The organism is Serratia sp. CY76391 (genome assembly GCF_052166695.1).
In the GTDB taxonomy this organism is placed as follows: Bacteria; Pseudomonadota; Gammaproteobacteria; order Enterobacterales; family Enterobacteriaceae; genus Serratia; species Serratia nematodiphila.
Genome location: NZ_JBJNOJ010000012.1, coordinates 164,654 through 186,734 on the forward strand (window position 1 = coordinate 164,654; position 22,081 = coordinate 186,734).

19 protein-coding genes and 2 tRNA genes are annotated in these 22,081 nt (G+C 60.2%); 10 read left to right on the forward strand and 11 right to left on the reverse strand.

Going from position 1 to position 22,081, the window contains the following annotated elements:
• Window positions 1–103: 103 nt before the first annotated feature.
• Window positions 104–1,333, reverse strand: a complete 1,230-nt coding sequence (gene alaC / locus ACJ8PN_RS20475) for an alanine transaminase (protein ID WP_351109747.1) — start codon at window positions 1,331–1,333, stop codon at window positions 104–106.
• 119 nt (window positions 1,334–1,452) lie between these two features.
• Window positions 1,453–1,992 (reverse strand): GNAT family N-acetyltransferase, encoded by a 540-nt coding sequence (locus ACJ8PN_RS20480; protein WP_171454484.1) that lies wholly within the window; start codon window positions 1,990–1,992, stop codon window positions 1,453–1,455.
• A gap of 168 nt (window positions 1,993–2,160) precedes the next feature.
• Between ACJ8PN_RS20480 and ACJ8PN_RS20485 the strand changes: the two genes are divergently transcribed.
• From ACJ8PN_RS20485 to ACJ8PN_RS20495, 3 genes are all read left to right on the forward strand, one after another.
• A complete protein-coding gene (locus tag ACJ8PN_RS20485; RefSeq protein WP_171454485.1) occupies window positions 2,161–3,405 on the forward strand; it encodes a DUF1479 domain-containing protein in 1,245 nt (414 codons plus the stop codon).
• 92 nt (window positions 3,406–3,497) lie between these two features.
• Entirely contained in the window at window positions 3,498–5,189 is a 1,692-nt protein-coding gene (locus tag ACJ8PN_RS20490; RefSeq protein ID WP_301340723.1) for a sensor histidine kinase, read from the forward strand.
• Complete coding sequence (locus ACJ8PN_RS20495) at window positions 5,186–5,920, forward strand: LytR/AlgR family response regulator transcription factor (protein ID WP_004936341.1); 735 nt, start codon at window positions 5,186–5,188, stop codon at window positions 5,918–5,920. Before ACJ8PN_RS20490 ends, ACJ8PN_RS20495 begins: the two co-directional genes overlap by 4 nt.
• Before the next feature lie 4 nt (window positions 5,921–5,924).
• Here ACJ8PN_RS20495 and ACJ8PN_RS20500 read toward each other — a convergent pair whose 3' ends face one another.
• Window positions 5,925–6,257, reverse strand: coding sequence for a DUF2502 domain-containing protein (locus ACJ8PN_RS20500; RefSeq protein ID WP_033632450.1), 333 nt, complete (start codon window positions 6,255–6,257; stop codon window positions 5,925–5,927).
• Window positions 6,258–6,654: 397 nt separating this feature from the next.
• Between ACJ8PN_RS20500 and ACJ8PN_RS20505 the strand changes: the two genes are divergently transcribed.
• Window positions 6,655–7,884, forward strand: a complete 1,230-nt coding sequence (locus tag ACJ8PN_RS20505; protein ID WP_004936347.1) for an L-lactate MFS transporter — start codon at window positions 6,655–6,657, stop codon at window positions 7,882–7,884.
• Window positions 7,885–7,953: 69 nt separating this feature from the next.
• Here the strand turns inward: ACJ8PN_RS20505 and glk are convergent, their stop codons facing one another.
• Complete coding sequence (gene glk / locus ACJ8PN_RS20510; protein ID WP_082996531.1) at window positions 7,954–8,916, reverse strand: glucokinase; 963 nt, start codon at window positions 8,914–8,916, stop codon at window positions 7,954–7,956.
• Window positions 8,917–9,226: 310 nt separating this feature from the next.
• Here glk and ACJ8PN_RS20515 point away from each other — a divergent pair, with 310 nt between their 5' ends.
• The gene (locus ACJ8PN_RS20515; RefSeq protein WP_351109743.1) at window positions 9,227–10,474 is read left to right on the forward strand and encodes an ion channel protein; all 1,248 of its coding nucleotides are present in this window, start codon (window positions 9,227–9,229) and stop codon (window positions 10,472–10,474) included.
• Here ACJ8PN_RS20515 and ACJ8PN_RS20520 read toward each other — a convergent pair.
• Window positions 10,471–11,163, reverse strand: a complete 693-nt coding sequence (locus ACJ8PN_RS20520) for an aspartate/glutamate racemase family protein (protein ID WP_044030750.1) — start codon at window positions 11,161–11,163, stop codon at window positions 10,471–10,473. The genes ACJ8PN_RS20515 and ACJ8PN_RS20520 overlap by 4 nt on opposite strands.
• A 66-nt stretch (window positions 11,164–11,229) precedes the next feature.
• Window positions 11,230–11,682 carry a multidrug/biocide efflux PACE transporter gene (locus tag ACJ8PN_RS20525; RefSeq protein ID WP_004936357.1) on the reverse strand — a complete coding sequence of 151 codons (453 nt, stop codon included), beginning with the start codon at window positions 11,680–11,682 and terminating at the stop codon, window positions 11,230–11,232.
• A gap of 99 nt (window positions 11,683–11,781) precedes the next feature.
• On the opposite strand from ACJ8PN_RS20525, the gene ACJ8PN_RS20530 reads away from it, so the two are divergent.
• Window positions 11,782–12,651 carry a LysR family transcriptional regulator gene (locus ACJ8PN_RS20530; RefSeq protein WP_031300563.1) on the forward strand — a complete coding sequence of 290 codons (870 nt, stop codon included), beginning with the start codon at window positions 11,782–11,784 and terminating at the stop codon, window positions 12,649–12,651.
• On the opposite strand, the gene ACJ8PN_RS20535 is transcribed toward ACJ8PN_RS20530, so the two are convergent.
• Entirely contained in the window at window positions 12,648–14,309 is a 1,662-nt protein-coding gene (locus tag ACJ8PN_RS20535) for an alpha-keto acid decarboxylase family protein (protein WP_351109740.1), read from the reverse strand. The two genes, ACJ8PN_RS20530 and ACJ8PN_RS20535, sit on opposite strands and share 4 nt — an antisense overlap.
• Window positions 14,310–14,497: 188 nt before the next feature.
• Here ACJ8PN_RS20535 and mgrA point away from each other — a divergent pair, with 188 nt between their 5' ends.
• Together mgrA and ACJ8PN_RS20545 are read left to right on the forward strand one after the other, a co-directional pair.
• Entirely contained in the window at window positions 14,498–15,487 is a 990-nt protein-coding gene (gene mgrA / locus ACJ8PN_RS20540; RefSeq protein ID WP_351109738.1) for an L-glyceraldehyde 3-phosphate reductase, read from the forward strand.
• Window positions 15,488–15,709: 222 nt separating this feature from the next.
• Window positions 15,710–16,120 (forward strand): DUF2502 domain-containing protein, encoded by a 411-nt coding sequence (locus tag ACJ8PN_RS20545; RefSeq protein WP_004936369.1) that lies wholly within the window; start codon window positions 15,710–15,712, stop codon window positions 16,118–16,120.
• Between the two features lie 41 nt (window positions 16,121–16,161).
• Here ACJ8PN_RS20545 and ACJ8PN_RS20550 read toward each other — a convergent pair whose 3' ends face one another.
• Window positions 16,162–17,397 carry an Nramp family divalent metal transporter gene (locus tag ACJ8PN_RS20550; RefSeq protein ID WP_004936371.1) on the reverse strand — a complete coding sequence of 412 codons (1,236 nt, stop codon included), beginning with the start codon at window positions 17,395–17,397 and terminating at the stop codon, window positions 16,162–16,164.
• Between the two features lie 377 nt (window positions 17,398–17,774).
• Here ACJ8PN_RS20550 and ACJ8PN_RS20555 point away from each other — a divergent pair, with 377 nt between their 5' ends.
• A complete protein-coding gene (locus ACJ8PN_RS20555; RefSeq protein ID WP_004936373.1) occupies window positions 17,775–18,962 on the forward strand; it encodes a NupC/NupG family nucleoside CNT transporter in 1,188 nt (395 codons plus the stop codon).
• Window positions 18,963–19,080: 118 nt separating this feature from the next.
• Here ACJ8PN_RS20555 and ACJ8PN_RS20560 read toward each other — a convergent pair.
• Together ACJ8PN_RS20560 and ACJ8PN_RS20565 are read right to left on the reverse strand one after the other, a co-directional pair.
• Window positions 19,081–19,156: transfer RNA gene (locus ACJ8PN_RS20560), tRNA-Ala, on the reverse strand.
• Window positions 19,157–19,215: 59 nt separating this feature from the next.
• Window positions 19,216–19,291, reverse strand: a tRNA-Ala gene (locus tag ACJ8PN_RS20565).
• Window positions 19,292–19,599: 308 nt separating this feature from the next.
• Between ACJ8PN_RS20565 and ACJ8PN_RS20570 the strand changes: the two genes are divergently transcribed.
• On the forward strand, window positions 19,600–20,385 hold the full coding sequence (locus tag ACJ8PN_RS20570; RefSeq protein ID WP_351109736.1) for a formate/nitrite transporter family protein: 786 nt from the start codon (window positions 19,600–19,602) through the stop codon (window positions 20,383–20,385).
• 65 nt (window positions 20,386–20,450) lie between these two features.
• Here ACJ8PN_RS20570 and gltX read toward each other — a convergent pair whose 3' ends face one another.
• Entirely contained in the window at window positions 20,451–21,866 is a 1,416-nt protein-coding gene (gene gltX, locus ACJ8PN_RS20575) for a glutamate--tRNA ligase (RefSeq protein WP_171454490.1), read from the reverse strand.
• Window positions 21,867–22,081 lie beyond the last annotated feature (215 nt).

Below are 22,081 nucleotides of genomic sequence, written 5' to 3' on the forward strand. Positions count from 1 at the left end.
GTCCAAAAAATAAAATTCAGCGTAGTTGAGCATAATGGGGAAATAATGAAGAAAACCTTGGGACGGAAAAAATAAGGCCGGGCGAACGCCCGGCCTGACAGGGTTATTTGGTGCTGCCGGCTTTGCCCGGCTTCAGCAGCCCGTCCGCGCGGAACATCGCCTTGATGCCGCGCACCGCCTGGCGGATACGATCCTGATTCTCGATCAGCGCGAAGCGCACGTGGGTATCGCCGTAGTCGCCGAAGCCGATGCCCGGCGAGACGCAGACCTTGGCTTCCGCCAGCAGGCGCTTGGCGAACTCCAGCGAACCGAGGTGGGCATAAGGCTCGGGAATTTTCGCCCACACGTACATCGATGCCTTCGGGTTTTCCACCATCCAGCCGGCCTCGTGCAGCCCCTTCACCAGCACGTTGCGGCGCTGCCGATACTGTTCGGCGATATCGCGCACGCACTGCTGATCGCCTTCCAGCGCGGCGATGGCCGCCACCTGCAGCGGCGTGAAGGTGCCGTAGTCGTGATAACTTTTGATGCGCGCCAGCGCGCTGACCAGCTCAGGGTTGCCGACCATGAAACCGATGCGCCAGCCGGCCATGTTGTAGCTTTTCGACAGGGTGAAGAACTCCACCGCGATGTCTTTCGCCCCCGGCACCTGCATGATCGACGGCGCTTTCCAGCCGTCATAGACGATATCAGCATAGGCCAGATCGTGGATCACCAGCACGTTGTACTGCTTGGCCAGCGCCACCACCCGCTCGAAGAAATCCAGCTCCACGCACTGCGCGGTCGGGTTGGACGGGAAGCCGAGGATCATCATTTTCGGGCGCGGAATGGTTTCCCGAATGGCGCGCTCCAGTTCACTGAAGAAATCCACGCCGTCCACCAGCGGCACCGAACGCACCTGAGCGCCGGCGATCACCGCGCCGTAAATGTGGATCGGGTAACTGGGGTTCGGCACCAGCACGGTATCGCCGTGATCGAGGGTCGCCAGCATCAGGTGCGCCAGCCCCTCTTTCGAACCGATGGTGACGATGGCTTCGCTTTCCGGATCGATATCCACCTGATAACGATCGGCATACCAGCGCGAAATGGCGCGGCGCAGGCGCGGAATGCCGCGCGAGGTGGAATAACCGTGGGTGTCGTCGCGCTGGGCGACGGCGCACAGTTTTTCCACGATGTGCGGCGGCGTCGGGCCGTCGGGGTTCCCCATGCTGAAATCGATAATATCCTCGCCGCGACGGCGTGCGGCCATCTTCAGTTCGGCGGTGATGTTAAATACGTAAGGGGGAAGACGTTCAATGCGCGTAAAACGGCGCTGTGGACTGTTATCAGCCATAGGGGATTCCTCGATAGACGTTAGCGCCCGGACCGTCCGAGCGACGCTGGCCAGCGAACTGACCGAATATCGAACATAGCGCAGCGCCGACGAGCTTGTCGATACCCGGCGCGATATTTTTATTTGCCGCCCTGAAACTCCGCCGCCAGCAGCCCGAACAGCCAGTCGTCGCACCACTGCTCCGCCAGACGGTAGTTGTCGCGCAGTGTGCCCTCCAGCTGAAAACCGCACGACTCCAGCAGGCCGCGCGAGGCGAGGTTGCCCACGGTCACGGTGGCGGTCAGCTTGTGAAAACCGCAGGCGTTCACCGCAAAATCCAGCACTGCCCGCAGCGACTCCTTGCCATAGCCCTTGCCCTGGCCGGCAGGCAAACTGCCGTATCCCACTTCCGCCTGCCGATACGGCGCCCAATGCGGGCGAAAGCCGGTAATACCCACCGCCTCTCCGCTGTGCTTCTCACGCATCACCAGGCACAGCCACTGTTCGCCGTGTTTGTCCCAGGCCGGCAGGCGCTCTTCGAACCGTGCGCGGATCTCCGCTTCGCTGCGCGGATCGGAGATGTAACGGATCACCTCGGGATCTTGGTACAGGCGCAGAAACAGCGGCCAATCCTCGGCGGTTATCGACTGTAAGTACAAGCGTTCAGTGACCAGCTTCATAAAATCTCCGAAAAACGAAAAAGAGGAACTTACGAATGAAAGATATCTCTTTATTTTCCCCGATTGGTTGCCGATAATCATTCACGTTAAAACCACAAAACCATAACGTCTTGCCCGATTCCCTACAACCGTCCGCCGCAGCGACTCACGCGGCACCAGGAGAACACCATGGCCTCTTTAGTCATCGATGATATTCCGCAGACGATCGTTAACGTCAAGCGCCAGCTGCGCCAGGCCTTGCCGAACTACCGCGAAGTTTTTCTGGCGCTGGAGGAGAACATCCGCGGCCAGGTCGACCAGATCCGCCGCGAACTGGCCGCCGGCCATAATCCGGTGCCGCAGATCGACGCGGAAGATATCCTGCAGCAGCGCGTCAGCGATCAACAAATAGCGCTGATCAAACAGCGCGGCGCCTGCGCCATTCGCGGCGTGTTTCCCCGCGCCAAGGCCGAAGGCTGGAACCGGGAAATCGGCGACTATCTCGAGCGCAACAACTTCGTCGAGCGGTTGAAAAACGCTGCCGAAGACAACTATTTCGGCAAGCTGGCCGCCAGCAAGCCACAGATTTATGGCATCTATTGGTCAAAGCCGCAGGTCGAAGCGCGGCAGGATGCGCGCATGCATGCGGTGCAGGTGTTCCTCAACAGCCTGTGGGCCACCGAAAGCAACGGCAAGCAGCATTTCGATCCGACCCGCGTCGCCACCTACGCCGATCGCACCCGCCGCCGCCCGCCGAACTCCTCGTCGCTGGGCCTGTCGCCGCACGTCGACAGCGGCACCATCGAGCGCTGGTTAGACGAGAATTTCCGCTATGTGTATCGCCACGTCTTCTCCGGCGACTGGCAGCAGTACGATCCCTTTGCCGCCGACGGCCGCACCGAAGTGCGCGAAATTGCCTCCCCGGCAGTCTGCTCGATGTTCCGCACCTTCCAGGGCTGGACGGCGCTGACGCCGCAACGCACCAACGCCGGCACGCTGAACCTGGTGCCGATCGCCAACGCCATGGCCTATGTGTTGCTGCGCGCGCTGCAGGACGACGTCGCCGACGACGATCTGTGCGATGCGGCGCCGGGCCGCGCGCTGTCGATCTCGGAAAAATGGCATCCCCTTTTATTAAGTGGGATTTCCCCTATTCCCGATCTGGAGCCGGGCGACACGGTATTTTGGCATTGCGACGTGATCCACGCGGTGGAGAACGAGCATAACGGCGAGTTCGACAGCAACGTGATGTACATCGCCGCCGCGCCGGGCTGCGCAAAAAACGACGCCTACCTGCAGCGTCAGCTGCCGAGCTTTATCGACGGCAGAACGCCGCCGGACTTCGCTCCCGACGACTTCGAAGTGGATTTTGACGGCCGCGCCACCGCCGATCTGCTGACGCCGCTGGGCAAAACGCAGCTCGGCATGCGCTGACCGCCGGCCTGAGCCACGGGCCTCTCTCGCTGTGGTATACTGCCGTCATCCGTAGGCCGCAGCGAGAACCCGTCGTGCACCCTTTTTTTGAAATGCTGTTGGCGGTGTTTGATCGCGCCGCGCTGATGTTGATCTGTCTGTTTTTTCTGACCCGCACCCGGCTGTTCCGCCAACTGCTGCAAAAAGAAGACCATACGCCGCTCGAGCTCGGCATCGTCACGGCGATCTTCTCGCTGTTCGCGCTGTTCAGCACCTACTCCGGCATCAACGTTGAGGGCTCGCTGGTCAACGTGCGCGTCATCGCCATCATGGCCGGCGGCATCCTGTTCGGCCCCTGGGTGGGGATCGTCACCGGCATCATCGCCGGGGTGCACCGCTATCTGATCGACATTGGCGGCATCACCTCGGTGCCCTGCCTTATCACCAGCATCATCGCCGGCATCAGCGCCGGCTACATCAACCTCAAGGTGAGAAAAGAGCAGCGCTGGCGCGCCGGCATCGTCGGCGGCATGCTGTGCGAATCCCTCACCATGCTGCTGATCGTGCTGTGGGCCAAGCCGACCGAGCTTGGGCTCGACATCGTGTCGCAGATCGCGCTGCCGATGATCCTCGGCACGGTGTGCATCGGCCTGATCGTGCTGCTGGTGCAGAGCGTCGAAGATGAAAAAGAGGTGATCGCCGCGCGCCAGGCCAAGCTGGCGCTGGATATCGCCCACAAGACGCTGCCCTATTTCCGCAACATCAACAGCGAATCGCTGGCCACCATCTGCGATATCATCCGCCAGGACATCCGCGCCGACGCGGTGGCGATCACCGATACCCATCAGGTGCTGGCTTACGTCGGCGTGGGGCGCGAAGCCTACCCGATCGGCCGCGAAGGGCTGAGCCGCGTCACTCGCGAAAGCATTCGCCACGGCAAAATCATCATCAAAAACAACCTGGAAAACCCGGCCGCGCCGCAGATCCATTCGCAGCTGGTGGTGCCGCTGTGGGAAAAGGGCGAAGTGACCGGCGCGCTGAAAATTTACTACTGCCACGCTCACCAGATCACCAACACGCTGAAGGTGATGGCGGTCGGGCTGTCGCAGATCATCTCCACCCAGATGGAGGTTTCGCGCATCGAGCATCTGCGCCAGATGGCGGATAAAGCCGAAATGCGCGCGCTGCAGAGCAAGATTAACCCACACTTCCTGTTCAACGCGCTGAACGCCATCTCTTCCTCTATCCGCCTGAATCCGGACACCGCGCGCCAGCTGATCATCAACCTGTCGCGCTACCTGCGCTACAACCTGGAGCTGAACGACGAACTGATCGATATCCGTAAGGAACTGCATCAGATTCAGGACTATATCGCCATCGAACAGGCGCGCTTCGGCGCCAAGCTAACGGTGATTTACGACATCGACGACGACGTCTCGGTGCGCATTCCGAGCCTGCTGATCCAGCCGCTGGTGGAGAACGCCATCGTGCACGGCATCCAGCCCTGCAAGGGTAAAGGGGTGGTGGTGATCGCGGTGAAAGATCAGGGCGATCGGGTGAAAATTTCGGTGAAGGATACCGGCCACGGCATCAACCAGGAAACCATCGCCCGGGTGGCGCGCAACGAGATGCCGGGCCACAACATCGGCCTGCTCAACGTGCATCACCGCGTGTCGCTGCTGTACGGTGAAGGGTTGCATATCCGCCGCCTGGAGCCGGGCACCGAAATCGCGTTCTACATCAGCAAAAACGGCGGCAAGCTGCATCAGGAGCCGAGCGCGCCGCCGGTCGGGGAGGCCTCATGAAAGCCATCATCGTGGAAGACGAATTCCTCGCGCAGGAAGAACTCAGCTACCTGATCAAGAAACACAGCAATATCGATATCGTCGCTACCTTCGAGGATGGCCTCGACGTCCTGAAATACCTGCAAACCCACCAGGTCGACGCCATTTTCCTCGACATCAACATCCCGTCGCTGGACGGCGTGCTGCTGGCGCAAAACATCAGCAAGTTCGCCCATCGGCCGTCGATCGTGTTCATCACCGCCTATAAAGAACACGCGGTGGAAGCCTTCGAGATCGAGGCGTTCGACTATATCCTCAAGCCCTATCACGAGGCGCGCATCGTCACCATGTTGCAAAAACTGGAGGCGCTGCATCATCGCCCCGCCGGCGCGGCGGAACCGACCAGCGCGCCGAGCCGCGGCAGCCACAGCATCAACCTGATCAAAGACGAACGGATCATCGTTACCGACATCAACGACATCTATTACGCCGCCGCCGATGAAAAGGTGACGCGGGTCTATACTCGCCGGGAAGAATTCGTGATGCCGATGAACCTCACCGAGTTTTACGGCCGGCTGCCGGAAGAGCATTTCTTCCGCTGTCACCGCTCTTACTGCGTTAACCTGGCCAAGATCCGCGAGATCGTGCCCTGGTTCAACAATACCTACATTCTGCGGCTGAGCGATCTTGAGTTTGAAGTGCCGGTCAGCCGCAGCAAGGTGAAAGAATTTCGCAAGCTGATGCGCCTGTAAGCGCTTACCAGCGCGGGCCCGGACGGTAGTAATAGCCGGGCGGCGGCGGTGGCGGCATGCGGTAATGCGGCCGATCTCGCCAGTCGCGCCGCGGCGGCCCGTAGTAAATCACCCGTGGCGGCGGGCCGTAATAGTACCCGCGCGAACGTTCATACCGGTGATGATCGGCCCACCAGCGCGGATCGCGCCAGCGATAGCCGTCCCAGTAGTGGCCGCGATGATCGCGATCGCCGATATGCAACGACAGGCCCGGCACGTTCACGCCGATGGACACGTCGGCCTGGCTCGCCAGCGGCAGCGCCAGCAGCGCAGCCAGTAACAACAGCGTTTTTTTCATTTCATGGACTCCTGCAGAGCGGATCTTGTCCGATCGCAGATAACATAGTCCCGCGCTCGCCGCCGCTCTATAGGCGCAATGCCGATTTACGCCTTGCAGACGCATCCTTCACAATTTCACCACAATCGTTCACCGGCGATTAACAATAAATCGTTGATATCTTTGATGTAGATCACGTGTTACTCCCGGCATTTCACGCGCTTTTAGGCGTAAAAACGGCAACTCACGCCGTATAAAATGCATTTCATTCCTTCTGTGGTGCAACTCATTCCCGATCCGCCGTCCGCCGGGGGGGCCGGCCATATAATAAGCCCATACCGCGGGAACGCTGATTCACCCCGCAAATTTCAGCCAGCGGCTCACGCCCGGCAACGCACACACTGGAAGGAGACCGGCCATGAACACCAAACCGGCAAATCGCAGCTTAATCGTTCTCGGCACCATCATCTGTCAGATGGGTCTGGGCACCATCTACACCTGGAGCCTGTTCAACCAGCCGCTGGTCGACAAGTTCCACTGGGGACTGGCGGACGTCGCCACCACCTTCTCCATCACCAGCTTCTTCCTGGCTTTCGCCACGCTGTTCGCCGGCAAGCTGCAAGAACGCTTCGGCATCCGCAACCTGACGCTGTGTTCCGGCATCCTGGTCGGCCTGGGCCTGATCGCCAGCGCCCATGTCAGCTCGCTCGACATGATCTACCTGCTGGCCGGCGTGGTGGTGGGCTTTGCGGTCGGTATCGCCTACATCTCCACCCTGTCCAACCTGATTAAGTGGTTCCCGGCCAACAAAGGCCTGATTTCCGGCATCTCCGTCGGCGCCTTCGGCAGCGGCAGCCTGCTGTTCAAATACGTCAACGCCGCCCTGATCGCCGACGTCGGCGTTTCCGGCGCCTTCTTCTACTGGGGTGCCATCGTGATGGGCCTGATCGTCGTCGGTTCCCTGTTGCTGAAAGAGCCGGTGCTGGCGACCAGCGCCGCACAGCCAGGCGCCAATGGTCTGGGCAACGACTTCAGCGTGCGCCAGATGCTGGCCACCAAAGAAGCCTACCTGCTGTTCACCATCTTCTTCGCCGCCTGCATGAGCGGTCTGTACCTGATTGGCATCGTGAAAGACATGGGCGTTCAGCTGGCCGGGATGGATTTGGCCACCGCCGCCAACACCGTGTCCGCCGTCGCCATCTTCAACACCGCCGGCCGCATCATCCTGGGGACACTGTCCGATAAAGTAGGCCGTATGCGCGTCATCAGCTTCACCATGCTGGTTACCGTGCTGGCGATTGTCGCGCTGAGTTTCATGACCCTGAACCACACGCTGTTCTTCATCTGCGTTGGCGCGGTGGCCTTCTGCTTCGGCGGCAATATCACCGTGTTCCCGGCGATTGTCGGCGACTTCTTCGGCCTGAAGAACCACAGCAAGAACTACGGCATCATCTATCAGGGCTTCGGCCTGGGCGCGCTGGCCGGTTCGTTCGTCGCCAAATACTTCGGCGGCTTCCACGCCACCTTCATGGTGATTGGCGTCCTGTCCGCCGCTTCTTTGCTGATTACACTGTTCATCAAAGCGCCGAAAGCGGTGGAAATGGAAAGCGAAGAAACCGCGCAGGCGGCGGAGCTGGCCAAAGCCTGATACCCCGCGAAAACGACAAGGGGCGCAACCTGCGGGTTGCGCCCCTTTTTTATTGCCCCGCCGCGCGGCTTACAGCCGCATGCCCAGCGTCTGGCGCAGATGCGCGCCGGCCCCCAACAGGCCCGGCTGGCCATGGGTTATCATGAACACCGGAATGTCGCGCACATAGTCACGGAAACGCCCTTTGTCTTCGAAGGCGGCGCGGAAGCCCGAGGCCTTGAAGAATTCCATAAAGCGCGGCACGATGCCGCCGGCGATGTACACGCCGCCAAAGGTGCCCAGATTCAGCGCCAGGTTGCCGCCGAAGCGCCCCATGATCACGCAAAACAGCGACAGCGCACGGCGGCAGTCGATACAGCTGTCGGCCAGCGCCCGCTCGGTGATGTCCTTCGGCTCCAGTTTCTCCGGCAGGCGGTTGTCCGCCTTGACGATGGCGCGATACAGATTGACCAGGCCCGGCCCGGACAGCACGCGCTCGGCGGAAACGTGCCCCACTTCACCGCGCAGCACCTCCAGAATAATGTCTTCTTCTTCGCTGTTCGGCGCGAAATCAACATGGCCGCCTTCGCCCGGCAGGCTGACCCAGCGGCGATCGACGTGCACCAGGTGGGCGACGCCCAGCCCGGTGCCGGCGCCGTACACCGCGATCGGTTTGCCCGGCTGCGCATCGCCGCCGCCAAACTGCAGCACGTCGTCCGGCGAGAGCATCGGGATCGCCATCGAGACGGCGGTGAAATCGTTGATCACTTCCAGGTGACTCAGCCCCAGGCTGGCCTTCATTTCTTTGATCGAGAACGCCCAGCTGTGATTGGTCATCGCGACCCAGTCTTCCGTCACCGGGCAGGCGATCGCGATGCAGGCGTCCTGCACCTCGATCTCGCACTCTTTCAGGTATTGGCGGATCACCGCCTCCAGGCTGTCGAACTCCAGGCCGGAATAGGTTTTCGCCTGGGTAATCTCACCCGTCGCAACAGTGCACAACGCCAGGCGGGCATTGGTGCCGCCAACATCACCCACGAGGGCATAGGTCATTGATTTCGTCTCCGCAAAATAAAAAATAAAACGCTGCCCACACTGTAAAATCCTGCTGCGAAAACAACAATCACCCGCCTCGGATCTGCACCTCAATAGCGATCCGGATCACAAAAAACGTTTCAGCTTGTCCGCTATGCCGCGATTTGAAACAAATTGCGGCAAAAAACGCCCCCCGGCGACTGTTAACCGTCATCGCCGCCGGGCAATATCAATGCGTGCCTGCGCGCCGATAGTCTGGCAAGCTGTGGCCACTGCCCAACCACCCGCTCTCCCTGCCCCGCAGGGAGGCATCGACAAGGGATTATTCATGCTGCATCCGCGCGCCAATGCCATGTTGGCCTTTGCTTTGCCTGCGCTGATTATCGGTTCCGTTTCCAGTCTGGTGCTGCTGTTGGTGATGAAAATTGCCGCCGCATTGCAGCAATTACTGTGGGTGACGCTGCCCGATGCGCTGAGCCTGGACGCCCAGTCGCCCTGGTTGCCGGTTGCGATGCTGACGCTGACCGGCGTGGCGGTCGGCCTGATCGTGCGTTATATGCCGGGTCACGCCGGGCCGGATCCGGCGACGGAATCGCTGATCGGCATGCCGCTGCCACTCTCCGCCTTGCCGGGGTTGGGGTTGGCGCTGATTGTCGGCCTGGCCGGCGGCGTCAGTCTGGGGCCGGAGAACCCGATCACCGCCATCAACATCGCGCTGGTGGCGGCGGCCGGCGCGCGCCTGCTGCCGAAGGTGCCGCGCATGGACTGGATCATCCTGGCGGCGGCAGGCACTATCGGCGCAATGTTCGGCACACCGGTCGCCGCCGCGCTGATCTTCTCGCAAACCCTGGCCGGCAATAACGAAACGCCGCTGTGGGATCGGCTGTTCGCCCCGCTGGTGGCTGCCGCCGCCGGCGCGGTCACCACGCAGATGTTCTTCGTGCCCAATTTCGCCCTGCAGCTCGATGCCTACGACGTGACGCGGCTGCCGGACATTTTCAGCGGCGCCATCGTGGCGCTGATCGCCATCGCGCTCGGCATGGTGGCGCTGTGGTGTTTCCCGCACGTTCACCGCCTGTTCCATTCAATGAAGAATCCGGTGTTGATGTTAGGGCTGGGGGGCTTTGTGCTGGGGCTGCTGGCGCTGTTGGGCGGAGAGATTACCCTGTTCAAGGGGCTGGATGAGATGAAACGCCTGGCGGTGGACGACAGCTATTCGGTGCCGGCGCTGTTGACCATTACCCTGACCAAGCTGGCGGCGCTGGTGATCGCGGCCGCCTGCGGTTTTCGCGGCGGGCGCATCTTCCCGGCGGTGTTCGTCGGCGCGGCGCTGGGCCTGATGCTGCACCAGCATGTTCCGGCGGTGCCGGCGGCGATCACCGTCTCCTGCGCCATCATGGGGCTGGTGCTGGTAGTGACGCGCGACGGCTGGCTGAGCCTGTTTATGGCGGTGGCGGTGGTGCCGGATCTGCACCTGCTGCCGATCTTGTGCATCGTGATGCTGCCTGCCTGGCTGGCGCTGGCGGGCAAACCCTTGATGCTGGTGAACCGCCGGCAACCGCCGCACGACGATTAGGCCAGCGCGAACGCCGCGGCGGCGCGAGCGTGGATTGCAGTGGTGTCGAACACCGGCACCGAGGCATCCCGCTCGCTCACCAGCAAGCCTATTTCGGTGCAGCCGAAAATAATCCCCTGCGCCCCCTGCTGTTCCAGATCGCTGATAATCCGGCGATACTCGTCGCGCGAGGCGTCGCGAATTTTACCGAGGCACAGCTCGTCATAGATGATGCGGTGTACGATGTCGCGATCGGCACTGACCGGCGTCACCACGTCGATGCCGTGCAATTCCTGCAGGCGGCCGCGGTAAAAGGTTTGCTCCATGGTAAAGCGCGTGCCCAGCAGCCCAACGCGGCGAATGTTTTTTTCCCGCACCTGCAGCGCCGTGGCGTCGGCGATGTGAATCAGCGGCAGGCCGCTGGCCTGCTCGACAGCCTCCGCCACCTTATGCATGGTGTTAGTGCAGATCACGATAGCTTCGGCGCCGGCGGCGCGCAAAGCCACCGCGGCGGCGGCCAACAGCCGGCCGGCGCCGTCCCAATCGCCCTGGTGCTGCAAGCGCTCAATCTCCTGGAAATCGACGCTGTAGAGCACGATTTTGGCCGAATGCAGCCCGCCGAGGCGCGCCTTTACCTGCTCGTTGATGGTGCGGTAATACGGAATGGTGGATTCCCAGCTCATGCCGCCCAGCAGACCCAACACTTTCATCCTTCTTTCCTCAGCATTTCCGACGATCCTCTGACCTTACCTGAGAATCGTCGGTCTGACGACGCCTTATTTGGCGCCGGAATTGATCGGCTGGCGCGCCTCGAACCAGCGCTGACGCAGCATGTCGTACAGCCAGTTATAGGCCATGGTGTACGGCAGGAAGAACAGGAAGAAACCAATTTCCAGCATAAACGCCTGCGTCCAGGAGATGCTCAGCATCCAGGCGGCGATCGGCACGCCGATCAGGATAAAACCGGCTTCAAAGCCAACGGCGTGCAGCGCACGCACCTTCAGGTTACGCACCACCCGGCTGACCGGCCACAGGCGGTCGAACACCGTGTTGTAAACCATGTTCCACAGCATCGCGACGGTGGAGAGCATTACCGCCAACGCACCGACCTGCACCATTGAACGGTTCAGCAGCCACGCGCCCAGCGGGGCGCAAACCATCACGGCGATGGCCTCGAAACCGACGGCGTGGACGATACGTTCAATGAGAGACTTGTTTTGCAGTTGCATACATCACCTTTTTTTCAACAGTTGTTGCGAAAGCCAGGTGATTATCATCGCTTTTTTGGGTAGATTAAAAATAGGTTCCATCGATAAAGTAGATAGATTATGCACTATTCCCCGGAAGCGTTGCACGCGTTTGTCGAAGCCGCCGCCCTCGGCTCGTTTTCCGCCGCCGCGCGCAAATTACGCAAAAGCCAATCCACCATCAGCACCGCCATCGCCAATCTGGAGGCGGACCTGGCGCTGACCCTGTTCGATCGCGGCGCGCGCCAGCCGGTGCTCACCGCTGCCGGCCGCAAAGTGCTGGGACATGTGCAGGCGATCCTCGCCGCCAGCGAACGCCTCGACGCCCTGAGCATTCAGTTGGCGGGCGAGGTTGAACCGCGCCTGAGCATGGTGTTTTCCGATACCTACCAGCCCAAGCATCACGATCGGTTGATGCAACTGTTCGAACAGCGCTACCCGGAGATTGAGCTGGAATGGATGATCGCTGAGGAAGGCGACGTTATCGATCTGCTGCAAAGCGGCCGCGCGCACTTGGGCATGGTGGAAGTGCAAAAAAGTTATCCGCCGGATATCGCCTTCTCCCGGCTGCCTGAGCAGACCGAAATGGGGCTGTTCGTCGCCCATCAGCATCCGCTGGCGCAGGTTGCTGCGCCGACGCCGGAGCAATTGTCCAGCACCCGCCAGTTGATCCTGAATACCTACACCGGCGCCGAGGCGGCCAGACAGGGTGGCCTGGTCTGGTCGGCACCCAGCTATCTGCTGTTGCTGGAGATGGCGGAACAGGGATTCGGTTGGGCGGTGTTGCCGCACTGGCTGGTGCAGCAATACGGCCACGACAGACTCACCCAGCTGCGGCCGCGCGGCTGGCCCAAACTGATTTCGGTAGATGCGGTCTGGTCCAAACTGACCCCGCCGGGCCCGGCGGGGTTCTGGATGCTGGAACGCCTGCTGGGCGACACCCTGCCTTAAGCGGCGGCGTTGCGCGCCTGAATGGCGCGAGAGACGGTATCGAGGAGTTCCGGAATGTCCATCTTCGGCAGCATCACTTCGATGAAGGCCAGCCGCTCGTCGTCCGCTACCTCGCGCAGCGCCTGACGCAATCCGTCCGGATTGCTGACCCGCAACGCCTTCACCGGCCGATCACCGGCCAACGCCGTCGGCAACTGCGTCCAGTTCCAGCGCGCGATGTCGTTATAACTTTGCTCCGGCCCGTGGATCGCGCGCTCAACGGTATATCCCTGATTGTTCAGTACGAAGATCACCGGTTTAAGCCCGTCGCGCAACATCGATCCCAGTTCCTGCACGGTTAACTGCGCGGCGCCGTCGCCGATCAGCAATACTGCCCGGCGCTGCGGTTCGGCGGTCTGCACGCCGAACGTCGCCGGCAGGGTATAGCCGATCGATCCCCAGAGCGACTGCACGATCAGGCGGCAGCCACGCGGCAACGTCAGCGCCGCCGCGCCGAAACAGGCGGTACCCTGATCGGCCAGCACGATATCCCCCGGCCGCAGGAAATCCTGTACTTGCCGCCAGAAGGCGTGCTGATCCAACCCTTCCCCATCGCCTTCCGGCAGCGCCGGGCGGACGATCGGCGGCAACGGCCAACGCGACGCCAGCGACAGGCTCAGGTGGTGCAATGCCTGCACCGCCTCGCGCATCGGAATGCGGCTAAAGCGCTGTCGCCCGACCCAGGCTTCGAACGGTTGAATATCGATGCATTTTTCCACCGGCAGATGATGCGTGAACCCCGCGGTAATGGTGTCGGTCAAGCGTACGCCGACGTTGATCACCACATCAGCGTTTTCGATCAATTGTTTCACCGCCGGATCGCTGGCGCCGCCGCAGTAGGTACCAACGAAACCGGCGCGATTCTCGTCCAGCAGGCCCTTGCCGAGCAACAGCGTCGCGTGCGGCATATCGACCTCCTGCAGCCACTCGTCCAGCGCCACTTCGGCGCCGAAGCGATCGGCCAGGAAGTCCGCCAGCAGCGACACCCGCCGTGCCGACAGCAGCTTTTCGCGCGCCGCGGCGATAAACGCCTGCAATGCGCTCTGCGACAGTTTGGCCTGGCGCAGCATCAGCGGCGCCGGTTTACTCGGCAGCGGCGCCTGCGCGACATCGCTGGGCAACATCAGGTAAACCGGGCGATGCTCCAGCAAGGCGACGCCGATCAGGCGGTCTATCTCCAGCGCGGCGTTGTCGGCGGTCAGGTCGGCCTGCGCGACGGTCACCTCTTTGGCGATCCGGGCGAAATGAGTGAAGTCGCCATCCCCCAGCGAATGGTGTAGCAAATCACCGGCGCGCTGGGCGCGCTGCGCCGGCGTGCCGACCACGTGGATCACCGGCAGGTATTCGGCGTAGCTGCCGGCCACCCCGTTCAACGCGCTCAGCTCCCCCACGCCGAAGGTGGTAAGCAGCGCGGCCGCCGGTTTGCAGCGCGCATAGCCGTCAGCCGCATAGGCGGCGTTCAACTCGTTGGCACAGCCTACCCAGGTGATTTGCGGATGCGCGAGGACGTGATCGAGAAATTGCAGGTTGTAATCCCCCGGCACGCCGAAGAAATGACGGATGCCGATTTGGGCCAGACGATCGAGCAGATAATCGGCCACCGTATAGGTCTGAGTCATGATCATCACCTGTCTGCAGCTGGAGCGATTATCTTAATTATCGAAGATGCCGTTCAAATTTCGAACAACCACTCCCGCATCGAACGGCAACCTGGCGTTACATGCCGGCGTCGTGATCGCTCCCGCGGCAACGCGGTGTGGAAACGTATACACTCAAAGCACTTCACCTCTCGCCGACAAGGATAACTATGTCTTACCCAGCCTCCCCCTCGCGTTATCAAGAGATGGAATACCGGCGCTGCGGCCGCAGCGGGCTGAAGCTGCCCGCCGTCTCACTCGGCCTGTGGCACAACTTCGGCGACGCCACTTTGTACGATAACGCCCGCGGCCTGATCCGCTGCGCCTTCGATCGCGGCATTACCCATTTCGATCTGGCCAATAACTACGGCCCGCCGCCCGGCGCCGCCGAGGAGAACTTTGGCCGCATTCTCAACGCCGATCTGCGGGCCTGGCGCGATGAGCTGATCGTCTCCTCCAAAGCCGGTTACACCATGTGGCCCGGCCCCTACGGTGATTGGGGCTCGAAAAAGTACCTGGTCGCCAGCCTCGATCAGAGCCTGAAGCGCATGGGGTTGGAGTATGTGGATATCTTTTATCACCACCGGCCGGATCCGGACACGCCGCTGGAAGAAACCATGGCGGCGCTGGATCTGCTGGTACGCCAGGGCAAAGCGCTGTATGTCGGCCTGTCCAACTACCCGGCCGAGCGCGCGCGACAGGCCTTCGACATTCTGCAGCAGCTCGGCACGCCGTGCGTGATCCACCAACCGAAGTATTCGATGTTGGAACGCGGGCCGGAGACGGCATTGCTGGATACGCTGGAGGAACATGGCGTCGGATCTATCGCCTTCTCGCCGCTGGCGGGTGGCCTGCTGACCGATCGCTACCTGCACGGCATCCCGCAAGATTCCCGCGCCGCCAGCGGCAGCCGCTTCCTGCAGCCGGAGCAGTTGACCGCCGAGCGACTGGACAAGGTGCGCCGCCTCGATGCGCTGGCGCGGCAACGCGGGCAGAAGCTGTCGCAGATGGCGCTGGCCTGGGTGCTGCGCGGCGATCGCGTGACCTCAGTGCTGATCGGCGCCAGCAAGAATGCGCAGATAGAAGACGCGGTGGGCATGCTGGCCAATCGTCACTTCAGTGAAGAAGAGCTCGCGCAGATCGAGAACATCTTATTGTAATCGCTTACAAATTCCGCCGTTCAATCGAGCGGCGATACTCCAGAAAAATCTCAAATCTTAACTTCCTGCATCATTTTCAGAGTGGCTCTCAGATTCAACCCTATACGCCGGCGCTATGATGCCAATATTGCAGCAAAAATAACGATAAGGCCGCTTTTAAACTGATGAACGCGCTTCATAAAGTGACAAACGGCCGGGCCGCGCAAGCGGGAAGGAGAAGCCATGTTTAAACCTCTGCTCTTGGCCGCCATTTTGGCGGCGACGGTACTGCCCGCCGCCCAGCAGGCGCATGCTGAAGGGATCAGCATCGATCTGATGCCGGGCGTTTCATTGCGCATCGGCGATCAGGATAACCGCGGCCGCTATTGGGATGGTTACGATTGGCGGGATCGCGACTGGTGGCAAGGCCATCAGGGCCGTTATCTCGGCGACCGCAGCCGTCGCGGTTACTACTGGGACGGTTATCGCTGGCGCGATGGCGACTACTGGCGTAAACACTATTACTATCATGAAGGACGCTATCGTAAATACGACAAACACTACGATAAGCACCACTGGAAGAAAGAGAAAAAGCACCATCACGATCATGACCGCGATCGCTGGCGCCGCCACGGTGATGACGACCGCGATTAACGACGACGGGCCGGCGTTGCGCCGGCCCGCACTGTTTTCGCTTACAGCACGCTGCCGATCAACAGGTAGCCGTTCAATCCCACCACCACCAGTACGATCAGCTTGCCCAGATTTTGCACCAGCGGGCCGTTGACCATTTCCCCCATCAGCGCCCGATTGCCGGTGAAAGCCAGCAGCGGCACCAGCGCCAGCGCAATGCCGAAGCTGAGTAGCACCTGGCTCAGCACCAGAATGCGCGTCGCATCCATTCCCAACATGATGACGATAAACGACGGCAGCATGGTCACCGCGCGCCGCAGCCACAGCGGAATATGGAAACGCACGAACCCCTGCATCACCACCTGCCCCGCCAGCGTGCCCACCACGGTAGAAGAGAGGCCGGCGGCCACCAGGCTCAGGCCGAACACGGTGGCGGCGGCGTGCCCGAGCAGCGGTTGCAGCGTCAGGTAAGCCACGTCGAGATCGGCGATGCCGCTGTGGCCGCTGAAATGAAACGCGGCGGCGGCGGTGGCCATCATCGCCAGATTAACGAAACCGGCGATGGTCATAGCCACGGCGACGTCGACTTTGGTGGCGGCATAGCGTTCCGCCTTGTCGTGCTCGCCGCCGATTTGGGTGAGCGACGAATGCAGATAGATCACGTGCGGCATGATGGTGGCGCCCAATACCCCGGCAGCCAGGAATACCGCATCGCCGTTAGGCAAATCGGGCAGCGCCATCCCCTTCAGCAGCGGCGCCAACTGCGGCTGGGAGAACGCCAGCTCGACGATGTAAGCGGCGGCGACGAACAACAACAGCCCACCGATCACCAGCTCCAGCGGCTTTTGCCCGCGTTTTTGCAGCATCAGAATTAAAAAGGTGGCGATGCCGGTCAGTACTGCGCCCTGCAACAGAGAGACACCGAGCAGCAGCTTGAAGCCGATCGCCGCGCCGATAAACTCAGCCAGATCGGTCGCCATGGCGATGATCTCCGCCTGTACCCAATAGGCCCACACCGCCGGCCGCGGAAAGCGATCGCGAATATGCTCGGCCAGATTTTTCCCGGTGGCGATGCCCAGCTTGGCGGACAACAGCTGGATCAGCATCGCCATCACGTTGGCCCAAACCACCACCCACAGCAGGCTGTAGCCGAATGAGGCGCCGGCCTGGATGTTGGTGGCGAAGTTGCCGGGATCGATATAACCGATAGCGGCGATAAAGGCGGGCCCCATGAGCGAGAGTTTGATTTTTCTGGCGGAGCGACCGGAGGTGGTTTCAACCACGCGACTGTTCAGCATATGTTGAACCCTTACTGAAATTACGTTTATCTCCACTCTATATAAATGATAATAATTATCAAGCGCATTTAGAGCGGTAAAACTTATCTCTGTAATAGCCAACATTAACGGTTTTATCGAAGGGTTCAGCGCGGAGCTTGCCGATTTCCGTGCTTTTCTGATGGGATTTTGGCTGCAATACCCCTGAAAGACAGGTTAGCACAAGAATACGAATTTCCTATTGCTGCTTTAACATCTTGATTTTTTATGCTTTTGCGCAACACTTTAGGAGAACTCCCACTATGATTTTCCATATTTGCAATAGAAGTCTCGTTTTTAAACGTAGCGTTACATAAAATGACAGCCGAAATTCAGCCTGCCTCAAATTTGGAGCAAACATGTCCCATATTGCGCACTTTGCGTTGGCGATAGTGGTGGTAGCGATCCTGGCCCTGTTGGTGTGCCGCGATCGTAAAAGCATCCGCATTCGCTATGTTATTCAACTACTGGTTATCGAAGTACTGCTGGCCTACTTTTTCCTGCATTCGGAAGCGGGTTTGGGCTTCGTAAAAGGATTCGCCGCGCTGTTTGACAAACTGCTCGGGTTTGCGGGACAAGGGACTGATTTCGTGTTCGGCGGCATGGGCGACAAAGGCCTGGCGTTCTTCTTCCTGAAGGTGCTGTGCCCGATCGTTTTCATTTCGGCGCTGATCGGTATTCTGCAGTACATCAAGGTGCTGCCGTTCATCATCCGCATTATCGGCACCGTGCTGTCGAAAGTGAACGGCATGGGCAAGCTGGAGTCGTTTAACGCCGTCAGCTCGCTGATCCTGGGGCAATCCGAAAACTTCATCGCCTACAAGGATATCCTGGGCAAGATGTCGGAAAAGCGCATGTACACCATGGCGGCGACCGCGATGTCTACGGTTTCCATGTCCATCGTCGGCGCCTATATGACCATGCTGGACGCCAAATTCGTGGTGGCGGCGCTGGTATTGAACATGTTCAGCACCTTTATCGTGCTGTCGCTGGTCAACCCGTACGACACCAATAAAGAAGAAGAGCTGCACCTCGGCAACCTGCACGAAGGCCAGAGCTTCTTTGAAATGCTGGGTGAATACATCCTGGCGGGCTTCAAAGTAGCAATTATCGTCGCCGCGATGCTGATTGGCTTCATCGCCCTGATCGCCGCGCTCAACGGTGTGTTTAGCGCCATTTTCGGCCTGAGCTTCCAGGAAATCCTCGGTTACTTCTTCTATCCGTTCGCCTGGATCATGGGCATTCCTAAGCACGAAGCCCTGCAGGTCGGCAGCATCATGGCCACCAAGCTGGTTTCCAACGAATTCGTGGCCATGATGGAACTGCAGAAAGTCTCTGCCGAGCTGTCGCCGCGCAGCCTGGGGATCCTGTCGGTGTTCCTGGTGTCCTTCGCAAACTTCTCTTCCATCGGCATCGTGGCCGGTGCGATCAAGGGCCTGAACGAACACCAGGGCAACGTGGTGTCACGCTTTGGCCTGAAGCTGGTGTACGGCTCTACGCTGGTCAGCATCCTGTCCGCTTCCATCGCGGGTCTGGTGCTGGGCTAAGCCTCGAACCGACTGCGATAACAAGGCGCCTGCGGGCGCCTTTTTTATTGGCCGGCATTCGGCGAAGGTTAAATGACTCAAAGCAAAAAGCCGACCCTAAGGTCGGCTTTTTAAATGGTGGTGGAGCTAGACGGGATCGAACCGTCGACCTCTTGCATGCCATGCAAGCGCTCTCCCAGCTGAGCTATAGCCCCACAAAAGTGGTACACTTTGACCGGCGTTACGGTATCCTCAACCTTTCTGAGAAGAAGGTTGGTGGAGCTAGACGGGATCGAACCGTCGACCTCTTGCATGCCATGCAAGCGCTCTCCCAGCTGAGCTATAGCCCCGTTCCACAATCACTTTGTGCTGTGAACGGGGCGCATAATATGAAACCCGCTCAAAGCTGTCAACGGCTAAATTGAATTACTGAATCAAGCGTTGAAAAAGCCGCCAAATCAGCATCTTTGGCGCCAAAAAATCATCACTTTGCGCAGAGTTCATCCATTTTGCGCGCTACATCTCAAAATGGCGAAAGACCCTGCATATCACGTTGATTTTTAATTAACGGAATGTTAGCGAAATGCGCTTGAGTCGGACTCCGGAGCGGCATAGACTGCCCGCGCCATAAACTTCATTACTATAAACCGAGTCCGTCATGTCTTTGCATTCACCAAAAGAAATCGCCGCCCTCGCCGTTCAGGCCGGGGTAAACAAAAGCCGCGCCCCGCTCGCTAATCTGCTGATTCTGGGCTTTCTCGCCGGCGCCTTTATCGCCACCGGCTTCCTGCTGGATATTCACGTCATCGGCACCCTGCCGGCCGAATGGGGCTCTTTCGGCGCGCTGTTGGGCGCCGCGGTGTTCCCGATCGGCCTGATCCTGACCATTCTGGCCGGCGGCGAACTGCTGACCGGCAACATGATGACCTTGCCAATGGCCTGGTTCGCTCGTGAAATCCCCGCCATCGCCGTGCTGCGCAACTGGTTTTGGGTCACCCTGGCCAACCTGGCCGGCAGCGTGGCCGTCGCCTACTTTTTCGGCCACCTGCTGGGCCTGACCGAAGGCGCGTTTTTGCATAAGACGCTGGCGATCGCGCAGGCCAAAGTGGATGCAGACTTCCTGCACGCCTTCATCTCCGGCGTCGGCTGCAACTGGCTGGTGTGCCTGGCGGTGTGGTTAGCCTTCGCCAGCAAGGATGTGCCGGGCAAAGTGATCGGCATGTGGTTCCCGGTCATGGCTTTTGTCGCCATCGGCTTCCAGCACGTGGTGGCGAACATGTTCATCATCCCGGCGGCCATCTTCGCCGGCGGCATGGTCTGGGAACAGTACCTGCCTAATTTCGTCGCGGTATTTCTCGGCAATGCGCTGGGCGGCGCCGGCTTTGTCGGGCTGATGTATTTCCTCGCCTATCGCCCCGGTTTGCCGGCCAGCGAACACGCCTGACAACCGCCATGAAAAAAGCCCCGGGATTGCTCCTCGGGGCTTTTTCTTTATGGCGTAGCAGCGAATCAGGCTTGCGCTTCGCGCTCGGCGATATAAGCCAGCGCCATGTCGATGCGCTGCAGCGAACGCTTCTGGCCGATCGCATGCACGGTCACGTCCATGCCCGGCGACTGGCCGGCACCGGTCACCGCGACGCGCAGCGGCATGCCGACTTTGCCCATGCCGACACCCAGCTCATCCGCCGTGCCCTGAATGGCGTCATGCACGTTTTCCGGCGTCCAGACGGTGATGGCGGCCAGCTTGGCGCGCACCGCATCCAGCGGCTGACGCGCAACCGGACGCAGGTGTTTCTTGGCGGCGTCGGCGTCGAACTCGCTGAAGTCTTCGTAGAAGTAACGGCAAGACTCCGCCATCTCTTTCAGCGTCTTGCAGCGCTCGCCCAGCAGCTTGACGATGTCCTTAAGTTCCGGCCCGTTGCGGGTTTCAATGCCCAGTTGCTCAACGTGCCATGCCAGATGCACCGCCACTTCTTCCGCCGGCATATGGTTGATGTAGTGATGGTTCAGCCACTGCAGCTTCTCGGTGTTGAAGGCGCTGGCGGATTTGTTGATCGCTTCCAGCGTGAAGAACTCTTTCATCTCGTCGATGGAGAAGATCTCCTGATCGCCGTGGGACCAGCCCAGACGCACCAGGTAGTTCAGCAGCGCCTGCGGCAGATAGCCGTCGTCGCGGTACTGCATCACGCCCACGGCGCCGTGACGTTTGGACAGCTTTTTACCGTCGTCGCCGAGGATCATCGACACGTGCGCGTATTCCGGCACCGGCGCGCCCAGCGCTTTGAGAATGTTGATCTGGCGCGGGGTGTTGTTGATGTGGTCTTCACCGCGGATCACATGGGTGATTTCCATGTCCCAGTCATCGACGACGACGCAGAAGTTATAGGTTGGCGAACCGTCGGTGCGGCGGATGATCAGATCGTCCAGCTCCTGGTTGCTGAATTCGATCGGGCCGCGAATTTTATCGTCGAAGATCACCGACCCTTCCTGCGGGTTGCGGAAGCGCACCACGTGCGGTTCGTCGTCGGTGTGGCTGCACTGGCTGTCGCGGCAGTGGCCGTCGTAACGCGGCTTCTCGCCGTTTTCCATCTGCTTCTCGCGCAGCGCTTCCAGACGTTCCTTGGAGCAATAGCATTTATAGGCCGTGCCCTGCTCCAGCATCTCATCGATGACCGCGTTGTAGCGATCGAAACGCTTGGTCTGGAAATACGGGCCTTCATCCCAATCCAGGTTCAACCAGTTCATGCCATCCATAATTGCGTCGATCGCGTCCTGGGTAGAACGTTCCAGATCGGTATCTTCGATACGCAGAACGAACTCACCGCCCGCATGGCGGCTGAACAACCAGGAATAAAGTGCGGTACGCGCGCCGCCGACGTGAAGATAGCCGGTCGGGCTCGGTGCAAAACGGGTTTTGATTTTCATTGGGTTCACTGCCTTATTACGCAACGCGTGTCGGCGGTTGCCGACGATTGCTCGGAATTGAAAAAAGAGTGGACGACATTGTATCACCACGCGCTAATTCCTCAACGCCGACACGATATTGCACCGGTCGATTTCGCGCGTTTTGCGGCGAGTTTCGCATAGCATCGCGCAAAGAATCGGCGCTGCTGGCGATTATTATCGCGCCCTGCCTAAAT

Excerpts from the sequence above, each read along its gene's own strand:
- alaC (WP_351109747.1), bottom strand. The coding sequence starts at position 1,333 with ATGGCTGATAACAGTCCACAGCGCCGTTTTACGCGCATTGAACGTCTT.
- ACJ8PN_RS20480 (WP_171454484.1), bottom strand. The coding sequence starts at position 1,992 with ATGAAGCTGGTCACTGAACGCTTGTACTTACAGTCGATAACCGCCGAG.
- ACJ8PN_RS20485 (WP_171454485.1), top strand. The coding sequence starts at position 2,161 with ATGGCCTCTTTAGTCATCGATGATATTCCGCAGACGATCGTTAACGTC.
- ACJ8PN_RS20490 (WP_301340723.1), top strand. The coding sequence starts at position 3,498 with ATGCTGTTGGCGGTGTTTGATCGCGCCGCGCTGATGTTGATCTGTCTG.
- ACJ8PN_RS20495 (WP_004936341.1), top strand. The coding sequence starts at position 5,186 with ATGAAAGCCATCATCGTGGAAGACGAATTCCTCGCGCAGGAAGAACTC.
- ACJ8PN_RS20500 (WP_033632450.1), bottom strand. The coding sequence starts at position 6,257 with ATGAAAAAAACGCTGTTGTTACTGGCTGCGCTGCTGGCGCTGCCGCTG.
- ACJ8PN_RS20505 (WP_004936347.1), top strand. The coding sequence starts at position 6,655 with ATGAACACCAAACCGGCAAATCGCAGCTTAATCGTTCTCGGCACCATC.
- glk (WP_082996531.1), bottom strand. The coding sequence starts at position 8,916 with ATGACCTATGCCCTCGTGGGTGATGTTGGCGGCACCAATGCCCGCCTG.
- ACJ8PN_RS20515 (WP_351109743.1), top strand. The coding sequence starts at position 9,227 with ATGCTGCATCCGCGCGCCAATGCCATGTTGGCCTTTGCTTTGCCTGCG.
- ACJ8PN_RS20520 (WP_044030750.1), bottom strand. The coding sequence starts at position 11,163 with ATGAAAGTGTTGGGTCTGCTGGGCGGCATGAGCTGGGAATCCACCATT.
- ACJ8PN_RS20525 (WP_004936357.1), bottom strand. The coding sequence starts at position 11,682 with ATGCAACTGCAAAACAAGTCTCTCATTGAACGTATCGTCCACGCCGTC.
- ACJ8PN_RS20530 (WP_031300563.1), top strand. The coding sequence starts at position 11,782 with ATGCACTATTCCCCGGAAGCGTTGCACGCGTTTGTCGAAGCCGCCGCC.
- ACJ8PN_RS20535 (WP_351109740.1), bottom strand. The coding sequence starts at position 14,309 with ATGACTCAGACCTATACGGTGGCCGATTATCTGCTCGATCGTCTGGCC.
- mgrA (WP_351109738.1), top strand. The coding sequence starts at position 14,498 with ATGTCTTACCCAGCCTCCCCCTCGCGTTATCAAGAGATGGAATACCGG.
- ACJ8PN_RS20545 (WP_004936369.1), top strand. The coding sequence starts at position 15,710 with ATGTTTAAACCTCTGCTCTTGGCCGCCATTTTGGCGGCGACGGTACTG.
- ACJ8PN_RS20550 (WP_004936371.1), bottom strand. The coding sequence starts at position 17,397 with ATGCTGAACAGTCGCGTGGTTGAAACCACCTCCGGTCGCTCCGCCAGA.
- ACJ8PN_RS20555 (WP_004936373.1), top strand. The coding sequence starts at position 17,775 with ATGTCCCATATTGCGCACTTTGCGTTGGCGATAGTGGTGGTAGCGATC.
- ACJ8PN_RS20570 (WP_351109736.1), top strand. The coding sequence starts at position 19,600 with ATGTCTTTGCATTCACCAAAAGAAATCGCCGCCCTCGCCGTTCAGGCC.
- gltX (WP_171454490.1), bottom strand. The coding sequence starts at position 21,866 with ATGAAAATCAAAACCCGTTTTGCACCGAGCCCGACCGGCTATCTTCAC.